Here is a 19,904-nt window from a genome sequence, read left to right as displayed (position 1 = left end):
AATGTAGGAAGTCGCTACCCCGCAACAAAGAGGAGACGCGCGTGATTGACGGTAAGGTTATGGTGACTGGCGGGGCCGGCTATATCGGCAGCCACGCGGTGCTGGCGTTGCTCGATGCGGGGTATGACGTCGTCGTGCTCGACAATCTGGTCACCGGGTTCGACTGGGCGGTCGATCCGCGCGCCGCACTCGTCGAGGCGAACGTCGCCGACGATGCGAAGGTCCGCGCGGCGATCCGCGAGCACAACGTCAAGGCGATCATGCATTTCGCGGGCTCGGTGGTGGTCCCCGAATCGGTTAGCGACCCGCTCAAATATTACCGCAACAACACCGCCGCCAGCCGTGCGCTGATCGAGAGCGCGGTCGTCGAGGGCGTGGCCCATTTCATCTTCTCGTCGACCGCCGCGACCTATGGCACGCCCGAGAAGGTACCCGTCGCGGAGGGCGATCCGACCGTGCCGATCAACCCGTATGGCATGTCCAAGCTGATGACCGAGGCAATGCTGCGCGACGTCGCCGCGGCGCATCCGATGAACTATGCGGCATTGCGCTACTTCAACGTCGCCGGCGCCGATCCGCAGGGGCGCAGCGGCCAGTCGACGGTCGGTGCCACGCACCTGATCAAGATCGCGGTCGAGGCCGCGACCGGCAAGCGCGACGCGGTAGGCGTTTACGGCACGGATTTCGCCACGCCCGACGGCACCGGTGTGCGCGATTACATCCACGTGACCGACCTGGCCGCCGCGCACGTCGCCGCGTTGGAAGTCCTGGTCGCGGACCCTGCCAAGAGCCACACGCTCAACGCGGGTTATGGCAAGGGATTCTCAGTGCTCGAGGTGCTCGATGCGGTCGACAAGGTTACCAACCGGACGATCGAGCGTCGCCTCGAAGGGCGTCGCGCGGGGGATCCGGCGATGCTGATCTCGGACAATCGCGCGATCCTCGAGACGCTCGACTGGACGCCCCGCCATGCCGATCTCGACCGGATCGTCCGCGACGCGCTGGCATGGGAGCGCGCGCTGGCCGAGAAAGGTCGCTAGGAGGCCGGATCGGCGGGCGGGGTGCCGAACGCGTGGCGCTCGCCGCCGATCGCTCGCCGCGCGCGAGCGGTGGCGAGCCACCAGGCGAGCGCCCAGAGCGTGCCGAAGCTCCACCCGGCCAGCACGTCGCTCGGCCAGTGGACGCCCAGATACACCCGGCTGCAGCCGATCGCGCCGACCAGCAGGATCGCGACGACGAGCAGATACGCTCGGGTCGCGCGATCCCGTGTCACCTGCGAGGCGAGGCCGGCGAGCGTGAGATAGACGATCGCGCTGTTCGCGGAATGCCCGCTCGGGAAGCTCATATGCGTGACCGTGACGAGGTGCGCGACGATATCGGGACGCGGGCGGGCGACCTGCAGCTTGACGAGTTCGACCACGATATTGCCGGTGACGCTGGCCGCGACCATGGCGGCGGCGGTCAGCCAAAGGCGCTGGACGATCAGCAGGCCGGCGGCGACCACCACGACGATCGTCAGGACGATACCGCCGCCGAGCGCGGTGACGTCGGCTGCGACCTTGGGCAGCCATGACGGCCCGCCCCACGCGCGCAGGCCGAGGATGATCGACCGGTCGAACGCGAACGGCCAGTGATCAACCGCGAGACCGACAAGGAGGATGAGGGCTAGCCCGATCGCCGCGACCGATGCGCCCGCGAGAATCGCCGGGACATGCCGCCGCCTGCTCGGCGCAACGCCCGAAGCATCGATGGTGGGTCCGCCGGGGCTCGAACCCGGGACCTCTCGATTAAAAGTCGCTTGCTCTACCAACTGAGCTACGGACCCCCGCCATCGTGGACCGCGCACCTAATCGCGTGGCCGCTTTCGGTCAACCGATTGCGCCAATTGCCGGATCGTTCGCCCGGTCAGCGGATCGCGCCATTGCGGGATCAGGCTGGCGAGGGGGCCAAGGACGAAGCTGCGGGTGCGAAACGCGGCGTGGGGAACGGTGAGCCCGGGCGACGACCACGCGCCGCCCGACCAGAGGATGATGTCGAGATCGATCACGCGGCTTCCCCAGCGGCGGCCGGGGCGGCGGCCGAACGCGCGCTCGATCCGTTTGAGGCGGACGAGCAGCGCGGCGGGGTCTTCGGGCGTCTCAATCAGTGCGACGGCGTTGGCGTAGCGGCGGTTCGAGGGGCCTAATGGTGCGCTAGTTACGGTCGGCGATCGTGCGACGACAGTGCCGAGCGTCTCCAAAGCGGCGGCGATCTCGTGTTCGGGGCTCCCGTGACGGCCGCGTCGGTTCGAGCCGAGCGCGATCGCGTAGGTGGTCGCGGCCTGCGCGATCGGCGGGAGCGGGGTTGCAGGCGACATTTGGTCCGCCTAGCGCAATCCCATGGATTCCACACCTTACACCTCCAAGCTTCCCGAAACCCTCGAAGACACCGGCGAAGTCGACGTCACGACGGTCTTCGCGCCCGTCTCCGCGCTACCCGAGACCGAGCCGCCGCATGACTGCCCGCTCTGCCCTCGCCTCGTCGCGGTGCGCGAGCAGGTGCGCACCGAGTTCCCGACCTGGTGGAACGCGCCGGTCCCGGCGTTCGGCGATCCGGCGGCGTGGCTCGGCATCATCGGCCTCGCGCCGGGCAAGCATGGCGCGAACCGCACGGGCCGCGCGTTCACCGGCGATTATGCGGGGCAGTTCCTGTACGAGACGCTCGGGCGGTTCGGGCTTGCGACCGGGACATATGGTGCGAAGGCCGAGGACGGGCTGGCGCTCGACGGCGCGATCATCCTCAACGCGGTGAAGTGCCTGCCGCCCGAGAACAAGCCGACGCCGGAGGAAATCCGCACCTGCCGGCCGTTCCTCGAGACGCAGGCGGATGCGGTGCCGACCGCGCGGGTGTTCGTGGCGCTGGGGCATATCGCGCATCAGTCGGCGGTGAAGATGCTCGGCGGTCGGTTGCCGAAAGCGCGCTTTGCCCACGGCGCGGAGCATGTGATGCCCGACGGCCGCATCCTGATCGATAGCTTCCACTGCTCGCGCTACAACGTGAATACCGGTGTGCTGACGGCGGAAATGTTCGACGCGGTGTTTGCGCGGGCGCTGGAGTTACGTGGGGCGGTTTGAAACGCTCACCGGACTCCGGCCCCCAATACGGTCAGTGCCTCTCGCGGTAGAACAGACGCATTTTTCCGGTGGAGGCCGGGGTCCAATTGGTGAGATCGTCGTGACAGAGCGCCGCCGCTGATCAGCGGCAGATCGTCCGTCTCAGATCTTGAGCCCCTGCAACAGCTTCGGCAGGTCACCCGATTCACCGCGTGCTTCGGCCATGAAGCGGTCCTTGAGCGGCGGGATCGCGTTGACGGCGCTGATGCCGAACCGGCGGACGGCGCTGGCAGTCTTGCCGGGGAGGCCGAACAGGCGGGTGAGCGTGTCGGTGGCGGCGGCGGTCATGAACGTGTCGAGCCCGCGCCAGCGCTGGTAGCGCGCGAGCAGTGCCGCGTCGCCGAGATCGAGGCCGAGCCGCTTGCCCTCGACCAGTACCTCGGCGAGCGTCGCGACGTCGCGGAAGCCCAGGTTGAGACCCTGCCCGGCGATCGGGTGGATGCCGTGGCCGGCGTCGCCGACGAGCGCGAGCCGCGTGTCGGTAATGCGCGCGGCGTGGTGGAAGCCGAGCGGGTAGCTCGACCGCGGGGTGGCCATCGACAGCTTGCCGAGGAAGCCGCCCATGTTCTTTTCGGCTTCGGCGAGGAACGCGCGGTCGCCGAGCTTGAGCATGCCGGGCGCGTTCTTCGAGTCGACCGTCCAGACGATCGCCGAGCGGTGACCGTCGGCGTCATCGGGCAGCGGAAGCAGCGCGAACGGGCCGCTTGCGTAGAAGATCTCGTACGCGACATCCTCGTGCGAGCGTTCGTGGTGGAACGCGGCGATGATCGCGGTGTGCTCGTACGACCAGCGCGCGATCGTGATCCCCGCAGCTTCGCGCGTCGGCGAGTTGCGGCCCTCCGCGGCGATCAGCAGCGGCGCGCGAATGACGTCGCCCGAGTCCAGCGTGGCGGTGACGCCCGATTCGGCACGGTCGACCGACGTCGCACGCGTCTGCATGCGGAGATCGACATGCGGCGCAGCAGTTGCGGCGTCGAACAGCGTGCGGCGGAGCAGCTTGTTCTCGTACATCGTGCCGAGCGCGCCATCGTCTGCGGCGGGGACGAAATCGAGCGCACCCGGTTCCAGCCCATCGCTGACGCGAATCTGGCGGATCGCACAGCCCTGCCCCGCCAGCGTCGCGCCGATGCCGATCGCGTCGAGCATGCGGTGGCTCGCGCTTGCCACCGCCGACGCACGGCCGTCGAAGCCGGGCGCCAGCGTCACCGCGGGGTCGGCGGGGTCGATCACGATCGTCGAGATGCCGTGCACGTCGAGCGCCACGGCGAGCGTCGCGCCGACCAGCCCGCCACCGAGGATGATTACATCTGTGTCCATGGTCGCGCTTTATCCCGGTAGCCGGTCGCTGCCAACGACGATCCGGGCGCAGCTTAACCCGTGTTGCAGAGGACCGCGCTTGACGTTCAACCCGCCCGGCGCGATGAATTTTCAATCTGAAGTTGAAACTTCACCATTTAGTTGAATCTGGAGAATACGGGTCATGGCCAGCCGCGCGCAGCCAGCCTTGTGGCGTGAGACGGTGAAGGCGGGTGCCGTCCGCAGCGGCGCGCTGATCGCAGCGATCGCGTTGTTCGTTGGCACGCTGCTGATGGCGCTGGCGCTGGCGAGCTATCACCCGAGCGACCCCGCCCTGAACACCGCGTCGGGCGGAGACCCCGCCAATCTGGTCGGGCCGCCGGGTGCATGGTTCGCCGACATCGCGCTCACGCTGTTCGGGCCGGCGGTCGCGCTGTTGCTGCCGATCGGACCGATTCTCGGGATGCGACTGTGGCGTGACGCGCCGCTCGGGCATTGGGTGCGGATGGTGCGCGGCGCGGCGATCGGCGTCGCGCTGATGGCGAGCGCGCTTGCGTTCGTATCGGGCACGTCGGTGCTCGCGCTTCCCGCCGGCTGGGGCGGCGTGATCGGCCTGTCGGTCTCCAGCGCGGTGCATTGGGCGTTGAGCTTCATCGGCCAGCCGGTCGCCGAACTCTGGTCCGCGCGCTCGATAGGGCTGGTCGCGGCGATCGCCGGCGCGATCGTCTGGGGCAAGAGCATCGAGATCGATCTCGGCGAGCGCAAATGGCGCCTTCCCCGCCGCAATCGGACCGAGGCGCTCGGCTATGACGGCTTCGCGGAGATCGACGAGGACGACGACGAACCGCTGACGTTGACCCGGAAACCGGTCGAGCCGCGTGCAGTCGCCGAGCCCGACCCGCGTCCCGCTCCCGTCATCGCGGATCGCCAGAATGCGCCATCGCAGGCGAAACCCAAGGAGCGCCAGTCGTCGCTCGACCTGCGCGACAATTTCACGCTGCCGAGCCTGGACCTGCTGACGCCGTCGCCGCCGAGCCAGGGCAATGTGATCGACAAGGCGGGCCTGGAGCGCAACGCGCGGCTGCTGGAGAACGTGCTCGACGATTTCCACGTGAAGGGATCGATCATCGAGGTTCGGCCGGGCCCGGTCGTGACGATGTACGAACTCGAGCCAGCGCCCGGCATCAAGGCAAGCCGCGTGATCGCGCTGGCCGACGACATCGCGCGCAACATGTCCGCGATCTCCGCGCGTGTCGCGGTTATTCCGGGGCGCAACGTGATCGGTATCGAGCTGCCGAATGCGCGGCGCGAGGCGGTGTCGTTGCACGAACTCGTCGGCAGCCAGACGTTCGAGGACCAGTCGGCGCAGTTGCCGATTATCCTCGGCAAGAACATCGCGGGCGATTCGGTGATCGCCGATCTCGCGCCGATGCCGCATCTGCTGGTCGCGGGCACGACCGGCTCGGGTAAGTCGGTTGGCCTGAATAGCATGATCCTGTCGCTGCTCTACAAGCTGACGCCGAACCAGTGCCGGATGATCATGATCGATCCGAAGATGCTCGAACTGAGCATGTACGACGACATTCCGCATTTGTTGTCGCCGGTCGTGACCGATCCCGCCAAGGCGGTGCGCGCGCTGAAATGGGCGGTCGAGACGATGGAGGACCGCTACCGCCAGATGTCCTCCGTCGGCGTGCGCAGCCTTGCGGGTTTCAACGACAAGGTGCGCGGCGCGAAGGCGAAGGGTCAGCCGCTCGGGCGGAAGGTGCAGACGGGGTATCACCCGGACACCGGCGCGCCGATGTACGAGGAGGAGAAGCTCGAATACGACGTGCTGCCGCAGATCGTCGTGATCGTCGACGAGCTCGCCGACCTGATGATGACCGCGGGCAAGGAGGTCGAATTCCTCATCCAGCGGCTTGCGCAGAAGGCCCGCGCGGCGGGCATCCACCTGATCATGGCGACGCAGCGGCCGTCGGTCGACGTCATCACCGGCGTCATCAAGGCCAATCTGCCGACCCGGATCAGCTTCCACGTCACGTCGAAGATCGATTCGCGCACCATCCTCGGCGAACAGGGCGCCGAGCAGCTGCTCGGCAAGGGCGACATGCTCTACATGCCCGGCGGCAAGGGCATCGTCCGTGTCCACGGGCCGTTCGTGACCGACGACGAAGTGCGGCTGGTGGCGGATCACTGGCGCTCGCAGGGCCTGCCGGATTACATCTCGTCGGTGACCGAGGAGCCCGAGGAGAGCTTCGCGCTGGAGGGCTCGCCGACGGGTGAGGATTCGGCGGAGGACCAACAATATCGCCAGGCGATCCAGCTGGTGTGCGAGTCGCAGAAAGCCTCGACCTCGTGGCTCCAGCGCCAGTTGCGGATCGGCTACAACTCCGCCGCGCGGTTGATCGAGCGGATGGAGAAGGACGGCATCGTCGGCCGCCCCGATCACGTCGGCCGCCGCGAAGTGCTCCGCGATACCGAGGGGCATGCGATCTAGGGTTAGGATCGATCCTCCCCCGCCAGGGGGAGGTGGCTGGCATTTGCCAGACGGAGGGGGAGGCAAGCGACCACCTCGGCTCCGTGCCCTCCCCCTCCGTCACCTGCGGTGCCACCTCCCCCTGGCGGGAGAGGATTCCTGGAGTCCCTTTGGCTTGTCGAGGGTTTCGGACTGCGAAGGCCCGGTATACGGGGTTGATACAAGTTACGAAAAACAGGTGGGCGTAATGGGGTATCGGCGGTTCTGTGCAGCGGCAGCGGTGGCGCTCGCCCTACCCGGTCAGGTCTCCGCGCAGGATACCGCCAAGCAGACCCCCGGCAGCAGCGCGACCGACACGCAGCACCGCCCGCGCTCCGGCGTGCGTCGCGACAGCGATCTGTCGCCCTCCGCGCTGACCGCCGATACGCAGCGGACCCCGCCGCCCGGGCTGTTCGCCGACTGGTTCGACATCCGCAAACGGCTGGCGGATCGCGGGATCGGGCTCAGTGCGCGCTATGCCTCGGAAAGCGCGTATAATTTCTCCGGCGGCGACCGGAAACTGTTGCGCGAGACCGGCCAGTTCGACGTCGGCGTGCTGCTCGATCTCGACAAGGTCGTCGGCCTCAGGGGCGGCGCGTTCCAGGCGACCGTCACCTACCGCCGTGGCCGCGACCTGGGTGCGGATGCGAATCTCGGCGTGCTGCAACAGGTGCAGGAAGTGTACGGCCGCGGGCAGACCGTCCGGCTGACGCAATTCTGGTACGAGCAAATGCTCGGCGAAAAGCTCGAACTGAAGATCGGCCGGACCAATCCGGGCGAGGATTTCGCCTCCTTCTCGTGCTATTTCCAGAACCTCAGCTTCTGCGGTGCGCCGCCGGGCAATCTGAACGGCGATTACTGGCAGAACTGGCCGATCAGCCAATGGGGTGCGCGATTGCGCTACGACGTGAACGATCACCTCGCGCTCAAGACCGCCGCCTACGAAGTGAACCCGCGCAACCTCGAAAAGGACTTCGTGATTGGCCATTTCCACGGTGCGACCGGCGCGCTGATCCCCGTCGAGGCCGAATGGCGGCGCGGCGACGACGACGGCCGGGTCGGTGCGTACAAGGTCGGCGGCTGGGTCAACACGTCGAACGGCGACGACGTGTTCTACGACCTGAACCGTCGGCCGATCGCGATCACCGGACTCGAACCGCTCCGCCGCAGCGCGCGCTACGGGGTGTATCTCAACATCCAGCAACAGGTTACCGGCACCTCGAAGGACGGCAAGTCGGTCACCGGGCTCAGCGTCTTCGTCAACGCGACGCAGGCCGATCGTGCCACCTCGACCACCGACAACCAGATCGCCGCGGGGCTGTTCTACAAGGGGCTGGTGCCGTGGCGGCCGAACGACATCCTCGGCTTCGGCGTGGCGCGGACCAACGTGAACGGACGCGTGGCGAAGGGCCAGGCGCTCGATCCGACGCGGCCCGCCGTGCAGGATGCCGAATACGCGGCGGAGATCTATTACAGCGTCCACCCCACCAAGTGGCTGGAACTGCGCCCGAACGTGCAATTCGTTCACAACCCCGGCGGCGTGCACGACGCGAACGACGTCGCGGTGCTCGGCCTGAAGGGCGCGATTACGCTGTAGTCCGCGCGCTCTCACGGAACTCGCCGAATTCAGTGGCGGTTCAAGCGCGGGCGGGCAACGGTCGCGCCTTGAGGAGATTTCGATGTTCAATACCCGCCCCGCGGTGATCGCGACGATCGCCGCTTTGTCCGTTGCCGCCGTGCCCTCCCCTATCGCCGCGCAGGCGACTGGTGACTTGGCCGCCGTGCAGAAGCACCTGCAATCGGTCGAGACCATGACCGCGAACTTCTCGCAGGCGGATCGCAACGGCAAGGTGCTGACCGGCGTGCTGACGCTCAAGAAGCCCGGCAAGCTGCGTTTCCAGTATGAGAAGGGCGTGCCGATCCTGATCGTCGCGGAGGGCGGCGCGCTGACCTTCATCGATTATTCGGTGAAACAGGTGCAGCGCTGGCCGATCAAGAACTCGCCGCTGGGCGTGCTGCTCGATCCGACTCGCGACATCACGCGCTACGCCAAGCTCGTCCCCGGCTACGACCAGCGGATCGTGTCGGTCGAGGCGAACGATCCGAAACATCCCGAATACGGCCGGATCACGCTGGTGTTCGTCCGCAACGCGAGCGCGCCGGGCGGACTGATGCTGCAGGGCTGGGTCGCGCTCGACAGCCAGAACAACCGCACGACGATTCGCCTGACCAACCAGAAGTTCGGCGAAGCGGTCAGCGACAACAGCTTCCGCTGGAACGATCCGCGCCGCACGGGTGTAAGAAAATAACATAAAATTCGTGTCATTCATGCAAGCGACAGGTTCGGCCCCCTAGAGAGTGGCTCGCGGATGTGGGGCATTCGGGATTTTTCCCCCTGTTGCCCGGATGGTTTCCTCATCTTTCGCCTGCGTGACGAACGCTGAGTCGGCCCTCGCTCCATGCCCCCGGAGCGGGGGTCTTTCGCGTAGAGCGGCAAGAAGACTGCGTCTTCATGACTCGCTCAAGCGCGGCCGGCGGGCAAAACCCGGTCGACGACAGCGGCTTTGCCGATGGCGCCTTCTACCGTCTTCAAGACCTTGCGCGCTTCCTTGTCCCCACCCCCCCGCAACGCTACATCGCGCCGGTGAAGATCGTCTCCTGGAACATCAACTCGGTCCGTTTCCGGATCGCCATCGTCGAACAGTTTCTGCGCGACGAGCAGCCCGACATCCTGTGCCTGCAGGAGACCAAGGTCATCGACGGCGACTTCCCGTTGGCGGCGTTCCGCGCGCTTGGTTACGAGCACATCGTCCTGCACGGCCAGCGCATGCACCACGGCGTCGCGATCCTGAGCCGAGTCCCGATCGTCGAGGACGACCGCTTCGACTGGCAGGCGAACAGCGAGGCGCGCCACATCGGCGTGCGGCTGGAGAACGGCGTACGGCTCGAGAACGTCTACGTCCCCGCCGGCGGCGATGTCCCCAATCGCGACGTGAACCCCAAATTCGGTCAGAAGCTCGACTTCATCGAGCGCATGACGACCTGGTCCGAAACGCTGCCCGGCCCGACAATCCTCGTCGGCGACTTCAACATCGCCCCGCTCGAATCCGACGTCTGGAGCCACAAGCAGCTGCTCGACGTCGTCAGCCACACCCCCATCGAGGTCGAGGCACTCGGCAAGTTGCAGGCGGCAGGCGACTGGGTCGATCTCGGCCGCCATTTCCACCCCGCCCCCGCCCGCCTGTTCACTTGGTGGAGCTACCGCGCGAAGGACTGGGCAGCATCCGACCGCGGCCGTCGGCTCGATCATATGTGGGCAACCGGTGCCGCCGCCGAAGCTGCGGTGTCGCATCACGTCTATGAACGCTGCCGGAGTTGGCTGAAGCCGTCCGACCACGTCCCGATCATGACCGAGTTCGCGTTTTGAGTAATCCTCGCGCAGCGGCACGCGCGGTCGATGCGCTCAGGCGCGGCTGGCCGATCGCGATCGACGGGCTGGTGCTGCTCGCGGTCGAGACGGCGGATGCAGAGCGGTTGGCGGCGTTCGATCCCGAAGCGAATGGCGGCGTGCTGATCTCGTCGGGGCGTGCGGCAACGTTGAAGCTCGCGAACCAACTCGCAGCCGCGGATCCGACCGAGCCCGTACTCGTCGATCGCGCCCCCTGGATCGACTTTGCCGCCGCTACCGCATTGGCCGATCCGCAATTCGACCTGGCCACCCCCCTCAAGGGTCCGTTCCAGACGCTCCCGCTCGCCGATCCGAACGCGGCGGCAGCTGCCTTGCGCCTTGCCCGGATCGCCGGACTGCTGCCGGCGTTCTTCCTCGGCACGGGCGAACCCGAGGTCCGCATCACCCGCGCAGACATCGACGCACACGAAGACGCGAATCGACTGACACTCGCGGCACGCGCACGGCTTCCGGTCGAAGGCGCGGAGGATGCGGAGATCGTCGCGTTCCGCAGCCCAGAAAGCGCGGACGAGCACATCGCGCTGCTGATCGGCCAGCCCAATGGTCAGCCGCCGTTGGTCCGCCTCCACAGCGAGTGCCTGACGGGTGACGTGCTCGGCAGCCTCAAATGCGATTGCGGGCCGCAGCTGCACGCCGCGATACACGCGATCCAGCATGGCGGCTGGGGTATCCTGCTCTATCTGCGGCAGGAAGGCCGCGGGATCGGCCTCGTCAACAAGCTGCGCGCGTATGCGTTGCAGGACCAGGGCTTCGACACGGTCGACGCGAACACGCGGCTCGGCTTCGCGGTCGATGCGCGCGATTTCGGCGTGGCGGCGCGAATGCTGACGCTGCTCGGCCAGCGCGAGGTACGGTTGCTGACCAACAACCCCGCCAAGGTCGCCGGGCTCGAAGCGGCGGGCGTGACGGTGATCGAACGCGTGCCGCATTTCCTCCCCTCGAACCCACATAACGCGCACTATCTCGCGACCAAGCGCGACCGCACGGGCCATCAGTTCTGACCGAGATCCCTCCCTCACACCGCCTGATAGTCGTGTTCGGCGCGGCCGTTCGTCCCGACGGCAGCCCCAGTCCTACCCTCGCCCGCCGAATCGCATTCGCAGCGGCGGCGGCGGCGCGCTATGTCGATGCGGACCTGTTCTGCTCCGGCGCGAAGGGCACGCACGGGCCTTCGGAAGCGTCGGTGATGGCGAATGTGCTGGCCGAGACGGTCGACCGGTCGCGAATCCATCTCGACGAAGCCAGCGTGGACACGTTGCAAAGCGTCGTCGCCGCGACCGCCTTCGCGCGCGCGGGCCAGTATGCGCAGTGCATGATCTGTACCGACGGCTACCACCAACCCCGCATCCGCATGCTGTTCGCGATGCTCGGCATGCCCGCGAGCGCGATCCACGTGCCGCATGGCGGGAGCCGGCGGTACCAGCTCAAGATGCGGACGCGCGAGGCGGCGGCTATTCCGTATGATCTGGTTGCAGGAGTCGGTGCGATCTGGCGGCGCAAGCGGGCGGGCTAAGCGACCATCGCCTCCACGCTGGTCGAGTGGAGCACCCTTGCCCGTCGTCTAGTTTGTTTCCCCGCGAAGGCGGGGACCCAGACTGGGCTCCCGCCTTCGCGGGAGAACAAGGAGGCAGGAGACTCCTAGGCTCCGATCAAATGCTTCCAATCAACCGCGCCACGTCGTCGAAGCTCTCCGCCAGCGCATCAACACCGATCGCCTCGAGCCGAGCACCATGCTCGGCGTTGCAATGCGACCCCGCCGACAAGCCGATAACATAGCCCCCCGAAGCCACTGCCCCGGTCGCCCCCACAGGCGAATCCTCGAGGATCGCCGTCCGCGCAATATCGACGCCCAACTGCCGCGCCCCGAACAGATACAGATCCGGCGCCGGCTTGCCGTTCGTCACATGCTCCCGCCCGCTATAGAGGTGGTCGCCGAACGCATCGCGCAAGCCGATATGCTCCAGATGCCGCGCGATCCACGAAACCGGGCTCGACGAGACGATAGCCTTGGGCAAATTGGCCGGGAGCGAGCGGACGAACGCCACCGCGCCTTCGATCGCGTCGACGCCAGCCGCCATCACGCGCTCGTCCTCGGCCTTCCGCGCGGCGTAGAACGCCTCGGGGAGCGGACGGTCGATCCAGCGCTCGATCGCATCGATGAACTGCGGCCCGGCGAGTCCCATGAAGTTCGCCATCGAATCTTCGGCGCTGGTCGGGTGCCCCGCGGCGGTCAGCCATTCGGCGATGTGGCGGTTGCCGACGGCTTCGCTGTCGATCAGCACGCCGTCGAAGTCGAACAGCAGCGCGTCGAACCGAACCGCAATGCTCATGCGCTCGTCCCCCGCGCGCCGAACAACGCGCTGCCGATCCGGACGTGAGTCGCGCCGATCGTCACCGCGGTCTCGAAATCGTCGGACATGCCCATGCTGAGCCCAGTCAGCCCGTGATCGCGAGCCAGCTTCGCCAGCAGCGCGAAATACGGCGCCGGCTCGATGTCCGCGGGCGGCAGGCACATCAGCCCGGCGATCGGCAAACCGGCGGCGCGCGCCTGCTCCACCAGCGCGGGCAGGTCCGCGATCGCGCAGCCACCCTTTTGCGGCTCGTCGCCGATGTTGACCTGGAGGAAACAGTTCGGCCGACGATCGCTCGCCTCCATCGCCTTCCCCAGCGCGGTGACCAGCGACGGGCGATCGACCGCGTGGATGCAGTCGAACAACGCCACCGCCTCGGCCGCCTTGTTCGACTGGAGCTGGCCGATCAGGTGCAGTTCGACGTCCGGATATTGCTCACGCAATGCCGGCCATTTCTCGGACGCTTCCTGCACGCGGTTCTCGCCGAACACGCGCTGGCCCTCGTCGAGCAAAGGTTCGATAGCCTCGACCGGATGCGTCTTGGAGACCGCGATCAGCGTCACGTCGTCCGCGCGGCGATCCGCTATCTCGGCGGCCTTGGCGACCCGGGTGTGGATGGCCTGGAATTTGGTGGTGTCGTCAGCAATCATGCGGCGCGCTATAGGCAGCGGCGTGGCCCGTCGTAACCCCATTCCCGCGCGCTGGCTGATGACGGACGAGCGGATGGGCGACGCCTTGTGGCCTGCGCTCAGGCGACTGCCGCCGGGATCCGGCGTGGTGTTTCGGCATTATGCTACGCCTGCGCGGGAACGGCGGGAATTGCTGCGGCGGGTTATTCGCGTCGCGCACGCACGACGGTTGACCGTGGTAGTGGCCGGAAAGTCTACGATCGACGCCAACGGGGTGCATGGTCGGGCACGGACTCACGGGATCAGAACCTGGCCAGCGCATTCGAGGGGCGAGGCCTTGGTTGGCAAGCGCGCCGGAGCTGCTGCCCTGTTCGTGTCGCCGATCCACATCACCCGGTCGCACGACGGCGCGGCGGGGGTCGGTCCAGCGCGGGCCATGCGGATCGGACGAGGACTCGGGATACCAATGATCGCGCTAGGCGGAATGACCGAGTCGCGCTGGCGGCAAATCCGGCGATTCGGCTTCCACGGCTGGGCCGCGATCGATGCCTGGATCCGTTAGCTGCTAAGCGAGAACGAACACCCCGACCCCGTTATCCCAGCGAAGGCTGGGATCTTACATTGGGGCCCGCGTCACCCGCATCGAGGAATACCTCAGCTTCCGCTGGGGTGACGGCGAAGACAAGCAGCATCGAACTCTATCCCTGAAGGAAAAGCGGCGCGGTAAGGTCACCCGACCGTTCAAAAACTCCAGCAAAGTACCACTTTGCTGGATGCTTAGAACCGGAAGGCGGTGCCCAGATACACGGCCTGGCTATCGCGACGATCGTCATCGACCTTCACGAAGCGCTCGCGATCCGACCGGTACCGCACGCCAGCCGTCACCGCGAGGCTACGCGTCAACGCGTAAGACCCGCCAAGATCCACCGAATAGCTCGGCGCGTCCTCGACAAGCCGCGGCGCGCTCGACAGTGGACGATCCGCCGCAGCCTTCACCGTCCCGCTGAACCGCTTGGCGCTATAGCTCACTGCCAAGTCGGCCGCTTCACGCCCACCCGGCATTACGCCGAGATCGAGCTTGTTCACGTCACCCGAGATCGCGAACCGCTTCCAGCCGACCGACATGCCGAGATTGTAGGCGATCGGCGCAATACCGACGGTCGGCGTTGTCGATGCGAGGCTCGCCGTGTTGGCAACACCGCGGTTGGTCTGCGCACGGACCGCGACGGTCACCGCGCGGTTATCTTGGCGCGTTTCGGCAGGCGTAAAGCGGAAGCTGCCAGCGTCGAAGCCACCGCGCGCGAACATCGCGGCAAGGCGGGGGTCGGCGGCGGCCGGCGTAAACGATCCGATACCGCGAACCGCGGCGACGTTATGCTTGGCGATCCGGGCGGGCTGTTCGCTGGCGCCGAAGGCAGGCGCGACGATTGCGGCGGTGGCGACAAGCGCCCCGGCAACCACCCCAACTATTCCCCCACGCGTCATCACAACGAATCTGTCCTTCGAATCCCGTAATCGGATCCTGTTAAACCGCATCTAACATGAATTGATCCACAGCAAAGGCCGCAGAACCGCCCATTCCCACCCTTCGTCGCCGAATTGTCCGACAGTGTTGCAATCAGCACACAGATCGCCGCGATAGCGCTACCGAATCGGTCGCTTTCCCGGATCGGCCAGCCCTCCGCGCATACGCTCGTCGCGCACGCCGGCGTCTGCTTGCGGGCGCGCGGGCTCGCCTGTAGAGCAAGGGCTGATTTTCTTGCCAGGATGATGCCCATGTTCCGCCGCTCGCGTATCGCAGTCGTGCTGTTTGCCCTGCCTCTCGTCGCATGCGGCGGCGGTTCCGCGCGTCCCAAGGCGGATCTCGCCGCGTCGAAGATCACGACGATCGGCGTGAACAGCTACCTGTGGCGCGCGAGCCTCGACACATTGGGCTTCATGCCGTTGCTCCAGACCGACTCAAATGGCGGCGTGATCGTCACCGACTGGTACATCAATCCGCAGACGCCGACCGAGCGCATGAAGGTGACGGTCTCGATCCTCGACCAGGATCTGCGCGCCGATGCGCTGCGCGTCGCTGCCCTCCGCGAAGTCAATCGCAACGGCCAGTGGGTCTCGTCGCCGGTGCAGGCCGCGACCACGCAGAAGCTGGAAGACATCATCCTGACCAAGGCCCGCGACCTGCGCCGCGCCTCGATCGCGGGCTGAGGACTGATATAATGGCGTCGCGTTTCAATGCGTTGAAGGCGGACGCGGCGTGGCAGAAGGTCTGGGACGAGCGCAAGACGTTCGCCGCCGACGACCTGTCGACCAAGCCGCGCTCGTACGTGCTCGAGATGTTTCCCTATCCGTCGGGGCGCATCCACATGGGGCATGTCCGGAACTACACGATGGGCGACGTGCTCGCTCGGTTCCGTCGGATGAAGGGCATGGAAGTGCTCCATCCGATGGGCTGGGACGCGTTCGGCATGCCCGCGGAGAACGCGGCGATGGAAAAGGGCGTGCATCCGGGCAACTGGACGCGCGCCAACATCGCGACGATGAAGGCGCAGCTGAAGCGCCTCGGCTTCGCGCTCGACTGGACGCGCGAACTGGCGACGTGCGAGCCCGAATATTACGGGCATGAGCAGGCGCTGTTCCTCGACCTGTTCGCGGCTGGCCTCGTCTACCGCAAGGAATCGGCGGTAAACTGGGATCCGGTCGACATGACCGTGCTGGCCAACGAGCAGGTGATCGACGGCCGCGGCTGGCGCTCGGGCGCGCTGGTCGAGCGGCGGAAGCTGTCGCAGTGGTTCCTGAAGATCACCGACTTCGCCGACGAACTGGTCGACGGGTTGGGCGCGCTCGAGCATTGGCCCGACAAGGTCAAGCTGATGCAGGAAAACTGGATCGGCCGCAGCCAGGGCCTGCAGTTCAAGTTTGACCTCACTGCTCCCCTTCCGCTCGCGGGAGGGGTCGGGGGAGGGCCTGACACGAACGCGGCGGCAGCGTCCGAGGATGCCTCCCCTCCCCTGACCCCTCCCGCAAGCGGGAAGGGAATAGAGAGCGTCGAAGTCTTCACCACCCGCCCCGACACGATGTACGGCTCCAGCTTCGTCGCGGTCGCCGCCGATCACCCGATCGCGCGCGCCATCGCCGAGACGAACCCCGACGCCGCAGCCTTCATCGAACTCTGCAAGCGTGGCGGCACCACTGCGGCGGAACTCGATACGCAGGAAAAGCTCGGCTTCGACACCGGCATCCGCGCGGTACATCCGCTCGACAAGACGTGGCACCTCCCCGTCTACATCGCGAACTTCGTGCTGATGGAATACGGCACCGGCGCGGTGTTCGGCGTGCCCGCACACGACCAGCGCGATCTCGATTTCGCGCGCAAATACGACCTGCCCGTCAAGCGCGTCGTCAGCGAAGGCGATGACGAGACCCCCGTGTTCGTCGGCGACACCGCCTGGACCGGCGCCGGCACGATCGTGAACTCGCACTTCCTCGACGGCATGGATATCGAGGACGCCAAGCGCGTCGTGATCGAGCGCGCCGAGGGCGAAGGCTGGGGCAAGGGCACGACCGTGTTCCGCCTGCGCGACTGGGGCGTCAGCCGCCAGCGTTACTGGGGCACGCCGATCCCGATCATCCACTGCGACGCGTGCGGCGCGGTGCCGGTGCCCAAGGACCAGCTGCCGATCGTGCTGCCCGAGGACGTCTCGTTCGACATCCCCGGCAACCCGCTCGATCGCCATCCGACCTGGAAGCACGTCCCCTGCCCGTCCTGCGCAGGCCCTGCGGGGCGCGAGACCGATACGCTCGACACGTTCGTCGATTCGTCGTGGTATTTCATCCGCTTCGCCAGCCAGCCGGACGCGAAACCGTTCGACCGGTCGGGCGCGGAGAAGTGGCTGCCGGTCAACCAGTATATCGGCGGCGTAGAGCATGCGATCCTGCACCTGCTCTACGCGCGGTTCTGGACGCGTGCGCTGAAGCATATCGGCATGCTCGACATCGCCGAGCCGTTCGCCGGGCTGTTCACGCAAGGCATGGTCACGCACGAGACCTATAGCCGAGGCGACGCCGGTGACGCGCAGCCCGAGTCCGAGACCGACGACGACGATACGAGCGACGCGCCGGTAAAGACCAAGTGGCTGTCTCCCGACGAAGTCCGTAAGACCGATTCAGGGTATATCGAGATCGCGACCGGAGGCCCCGTGACGGTCGGTCGCGTGACGAAGATGTCGAAGTCGAAGAAGAACACCGTCGATCCCGAGCCGATCGTCGACCAGTACGGCGCCGACGCGGTGCGCTGGTTCGTGCTCTCCGACTCGCCCCCCGAGCGCGATCTCCCCTGGAGCGAATCCGGCATTGAAGGCGCGTGGCGGTTCGTCCAGCGTCTGTGGCGCCTCATCGAGTCGGACGATGCGGCCAAGGCCGAGGGCGAAGACATCGCCTTGCGTAAACTCTGCCACCGCACGACCGTCGGTATCGAGAGCGATATCAATGCCTTGCAGTTCAACAAGGCAGTCGCGCGGCTCTACAGCTTGTGCAGCGCGATCGAGAAGGCGGCACCGTCCGCGGACCGCGAACAGGCCATCCGCACGTTGCTGCTGCTCGTCAGTCCGATGGTCCCGCACGTCGCCGAGGAAGCCTGGGCGACCGCAGGCAATGACGGCCTGATCGCCGACGCCGCCTGGCCGATCGTCGATCCGGCGATGCTGGTCGACGACGAGGTGACCATCGCGGTGCAGGTCAACGGCAAGCTGCGCGACACGCTCGTCTTCCCCAAGGGCGCACCGAAGGACGAGGTCGAAGCCGCCGCGCTCGCCTCCGAAAAGATCGTCCGCCTGCTCGAGGGCAAGCCGCCCCGGAAAGTGATCGTCGTGCCCGACCGTCTCGTGAACATCGTCGCATGAAGCGCCTAGCGATCCTCGGCGCACTTGCGCTGGCCCCCGCACTGTCCGGCTGCGGCCTGCATCCGCTCTATGCTGGCGGCAGCAGTGGTCCGGTCGCGGGCGCGCTCGGCCAGGTCGAGATCGCGCCGATCGCGGGCAAGAACGGCTGGCTGATGGCCACCGCGCTACGCGATCGCCTGCCCTCGAACGGCGCACCTGCGCTCTACCGGATCGACATCCGCCTCGACGACACGATCAGCGGCCTCGGCGTCCGCACCGACGACAGCGTCTCGCGCGAACGCCGCACGTTGCGCGCGCGCTATCAGCTCGTTCGGATCGGCGACAACTCGGTGCTGCTCGACGCGACCGCCGGCTCCGACGCCGGCATCGACGTCGTCCGCTCCGAATATGCGACGATCGCGGCCGAGAATACCGCGCTCGAACGCCTGTCGCAGATCGTCGCCGACCAGATCGTCGCGCGCGTTGCGCTATATGCACGCAACACGCCTGCGGACGCCGCGGCGCAGGCCACTACGCCCGCCAAGTGAAGGCCAGCGCCGGCCAGATCCGCGGTGCGCTGGCCAAACCGGGCGGCGACATCCGCCTGTACCTGCTCCACGGCCCTGACGAGGCTGGCGCAAGCGACCTCGCCCGCGTGCTGGCCAAGGCGATGGGCGCGGATGCCGAACGCGTCGATCTCGACGGCTCGACGCTCAAGAGCGACCCCGGCCGGCTGACCGACGAAGCCGCGTCGCTATCGTTGTTCGCCGGGGCCCGGTTCGTCCGCGTCGCGTCGGCCGGCGAGGAAAGCCTCGAAGCGTTCACCAACCTCCTCGCGGCCGAACGCGTCGGCAACCCGGTCGTCGCGATCGCCCCGACCGTCAAATCCACCGCCAAGATCGTCAAGCTCGCGATCGACTCCCCACGCGCGATGGCGTTCGCCTGCTACGCCCCAACCGCGCAGGACGCAGAACGCCTCGCGACGACGATCGCCAACGAGAACGGCCTCCGCCCCGCCCCCGGCGTCGCCCGCCGCCTCGTCGATACGACTGGCGGCGACCGCGCCGTCATTTCGCGAGAGATCGAGAAGCTCGCGCTGTACCTCGACGCCGCCCCCGATCGCCCTGCGGACCTCGATCACCACGCGCTCGACGCGGTCGGCGCGGACCTCGGCGATGCTGAAATGAGCCGCGCGATCGACGCCGTCATCGAGGGCCGGGCCGACGATCTCGGCGCCGAACTCGCGGTGTTGGAGGAAGCCGGCACCTCGCCGATCCCCTGGCTCCGCCAACTCGTCCGTCGCCTGATCGCGCTCGCCGACATGCGCGGCGAAATCGACCGCGGCGAAGCGGTCGACGCGGTGATGAAACGCCACCGCGTGTTCTTCAAGGAAGAGGCCAGCACGGCTAGGTCGTTACGCCGCTGGACCCCGACGATGCTCGCCACTGCGATCCAGCGTGTACGGACTGCCGAGCGGGCGATCATGGCATCGGGGAATGCCGGCGGTGTGGTGGCGGAAGCTGCCGTGGTGGCGCTATCCCAAGCGATCGCACGGCGAAACTAATCTTGAGCGCGCTTCGCCGCGGCATGTCCTTCTAATAACCGTCCACAC

19 protein-coding genes and 1 tRNA gene are annotated in these 19,904 nt (G+C 66.9%); 13 read left to right on the top strand and 7 right to left on the bottom strand.

Translation table 11 applies throughout. The features are described from left to right. Positions 1-41 precede the first annotated feature (41 nt). On the top strand, positions 42-1,040 hold the full coding sequence (gene galE / locus C8J25_RS09515) for a UDP-glucose 4-epimerase GalE (RefSeq protein ID WP_107954208.1): 999 nt from the start codon (positions 42-44) through the stop codon (positions 1,038-1,040). Here galE and C8J25_RS09510 read toward each other — a convergent pair. The 3 genes from C8J25_RS09510 to folK form a co-directional block, all read right to left on the bottom strand. After that, positions 1,037-1,504, bottom strand: coding sequence for a phosphatase PAP2 family protein (locus C8J25_RS09510; RefSeq protein ID WP_146173322.1), 468 nt, complete (start codon positions 1,502-1,504; stop codon positions 1,037-1,039). The two genes, galE and C8J25_RS09510, sit on opposite strands and share 4 nt — an antisense overlap. Positions 1,505-1,749: 245 nt before the next feature. Further along, positions 1,750-1,825: transfer RNA gene (locus tag C8J25_RS09505), tRNA-Lys, on the bottom strand. A gap of 21 nt (positions 1,826-1,846) precedes the next feature. Further along, a complete protein-coding gene (folK, locus tag C8J25_RS09500; protein WP_107954206.1) occupies positions 1,847-2,356 on the bottom strand; it encodes a 2-amino-4-hydroxy-6-hydroxymethyldihydropteridine diphosphokinase in 510 nt (169 codons plus the stop codon). Positions 2,357-2,378: 22 nt separating this feature from the next. On the opposite strand from folK, the gene C8J25_RS09495 reads away from it, so the two are divergent. Then, a complete protein-coding gene (locus tag C8J25_RS09495; RefSeq protein ID WP_107954205.1) occupies positions 2,379-3,113 on the top strand; it encodes a uracil-DNA glycosylase in 735 nt (244 codons plus the stop codon). 141 nt (positions 3,114-3,254) lie between these two features. On the opposite strand, the gene C8J25_RS09490 is transcribed toward C8J25_RS09495, so the two are convergent. Next, on the bottom strand, positions 3,255-4,469 hold the full coding sequence (locus tag C8J25_RS09490) for a UbiH/UbiF/VisC/COQ6 family ubiquinone biosynthesis hydroxylase (RefSeq protein ID WP_107954204.1): 1,215 nt from the start codon (positions 4,467-4,469) through the stop codon (positions 3,255-3,257). Between the two features lie 163 nt (positions 4,470-4,632). Here C8J25_RS09490 and C8J25_RS09485 point away from each other — a divergent pair, with 163 nt between their 5' ends. From C8J25_RS09485 to C8J25_RS09460, 6 genes are all read left to right on the top strand, one after another. Next, entirely contained in the window at positions 4,633-6,945 is a 2,313-nt protein-coding gene (locus tag C8J25_RS09485; RefSeq protein WP_107954203.1) for a DNA translocase FtsK, read from the top strand. Positions 6,946-7,171: 226 nt separating this feature from the next. Further along, the gene (locus tag C8J25_RS09480) at positions 7,172-8,560 is read left to right on the top strand and encodes a carbohydrate porin (RefSeq protein ID WP_107954202.1); all 1,389 of its coding nucleotides are present in this window, start codon (positions 7,172-7,174) and stop codon (positions 8,558-8,560) included. A gap of 82 nt (positions 8,561-8,642) precedes the next feature. Then, positions 8,643-9,272: a LolA family protein gene (locus C8J25_RS09475; protein WP_107954201.1), complete on the top strand. Its 630-nt coding sequence runs from the start codon at positions 8,643-8,645 to the stop codon at positions 9,270-9,272. Between the two features lie 335 nt (positions 9,273-9,607). Further along, on the top strand, positions 9,608-10,390 hold the full coding sequence (locus C8J25_RS09470) for an exodeoxyribonuclease III (protein ID WP_107954314.1): 783 nt from the start codon (positions 9,608-9,610) through the stop codon (positions 10,388-10,390). Next, positions 10,387-11,433 (top strand): GTP cyclohydrolase II, encoded by a 1,047-nt coding sequence (gene ribA / locus C8J25_RS09465; RefSeq protein WP_107954200.1) that lies wholly within the window; start codon positions 10,387-10,389, stop codon positions 11,431-11,433. The genes C8J25_RS09470 and ribA overlap by 4 nt, the downstream gene beginning before the upstream one ends. A 32-nt stretch (positions 11,434-11,465) precedes the next feature. Beyond that, positions 11,466-11,945: a YdcF family protein gene (locus C8J25_RS09460; protein WP_167397695.1), complete on the top strand. Its 480-nt coding sequence runs from the start codon at positions 11,466-11,468 to the stop codon at positions 11,943-11,945. A 136-nt stretch (positions 11,946-12,081) separates the two neighbouring features. Here the strand turns inward: C8J25_RS09460 and C8J25_RS09455 are convergent, their stop codons facing one another. After that, positions 12,082-12,762, bottom strand: coding sequence for an HAD family hydrolase (locus tag C8J25_RS09455; protein WP_107954198.1), 681 nt, complete (start codon positions 12,760-12,762; stop codon positions 12,082-12,084). After that, on the bottom strand, positions 12,759-13,433 hold the full coding sequence (locus C8J25_RS09450; protein WP_107954197.1) for a YggS family pyridoxal phosphate-dependent enzyme: 675 nt from the start codon (positions 13,431-13,433) through the stop codon (positions 12,759-12,761). The genes C8J25_RS09455 and C8J25_RS09450 overlap by 4 nt, the downstream gene beginning before the upstream one ends. A 22-nt stretch (positions 13,434-13,455) precedes the next feature. Here C8J25_RS09450 and C8J25_RS09445 point away from each other — a divergent pair, with 22 nt between their 5' ends. Then, on the top strand, positions 13,456-13,974 hold the full coding sequence (locus C8J25_RS09445) for a thiamine phosphate synthase (RefSeq protein ID WP_244186932.1): 519 nt from the start codon (positions 13,456-13,458) through the stop codon (positions 13,972-13,974). 215 nt (positions 13,975-14,189) lie between these two features. Here C8J25_RS09445 and C8J25_RS09440 read toward each other — a convergent pair whose 3' ends face one another. After that, positions 14,190-14,897 carry a hypothetical protein gene (locus C8J25_RS09440; protein ID WP_183037995.1) on the bottom strand — a complete coding sequence of 236 codons (708 nt, stop codon included), beginning with the start codon at positions 14,895-14,897 and terminating at the stop codon, positions 14,190-14,192. A gap of 291 nt (positions 14,898-15,188) precedes the next feature. Here C8J25_RS09440 and C8J25_RS09435 point away from each other — a divergent pair, with 291 nt between their 5' ends. From C8J25_RS09435 to holA, 4 genes are read left to right on the top strand one after another with little or no spacing between them, the layout of a single operon-like run. Then, positions 15,189-15,620, top strand: a complete 432-nt coding sequence (locus C8J25_RS09435) for a DUF3576 domain-containing protein (RefSeq protein ID WP_056053843.1) — start codon at positions 15,189-15,191, stop codon at positions 15,618-15,620. A gap of 11 nt (positions 15,621-15,631) precedes the next feature. Then, positions 15,632-18,313 carry a leucine--tRNA ligase gene (leuS, locus tag C8J25_RS09430; protein WP_107954195.1) on the top strand — a complete coding sequence of 894 codons (2,682 nt, stop codon included), beginning with the start codon at positions 15,632-15,634 and terminating at the stop codon, positions 18,311-18,313. After that, positions 18,310-18,840: an LPS assembly lipoprotein LptE gene (gene lptE, locus C8J25_RS09425; RefSeq protein WP_107954194.1), complete on the top strand. Its 531-nt coding sequence runs from the start codon at positions 18,310-18,312 to the stop codon at positions 18,838-18,840. Before leuS ends, lptE begins: the two co-directional genes overlap by 4 nt. After that, the gene (gene holA / locus C8J25_RS09420) at positions 18,837-19,856 is read left to right on the top strand and encodes a DNA polymerase III subunit delta (protein WP_107954193.1); all 1,020 of its coding nucleotides are present in this window, start codon (positions 18,837-18,839) and stop codon (positions 19,854-19,856) included. The genes lptE and holA overlap by 4 nt, the downstream gene beginning before the upstream one ends. The last annotated feature ends 48 nt before the right edge of the window (positions 19,857-19,904 follow it).

It is taken from the genome of Sphingomonas faeni, from assembly GCF_003053745.1.
Lineage (GTDB): Bacteria > Pseudomonadota > Alphaproteobacteria > Sphingomonadales > Sphingomonadaceae > Sphingomonas > Sphingomonas faeni.
The sequence above is the reverse complement of the archived record's forward strand: the minus strand, read 5'-3'. Positions and strand labels throughout refer to the sequence as shown.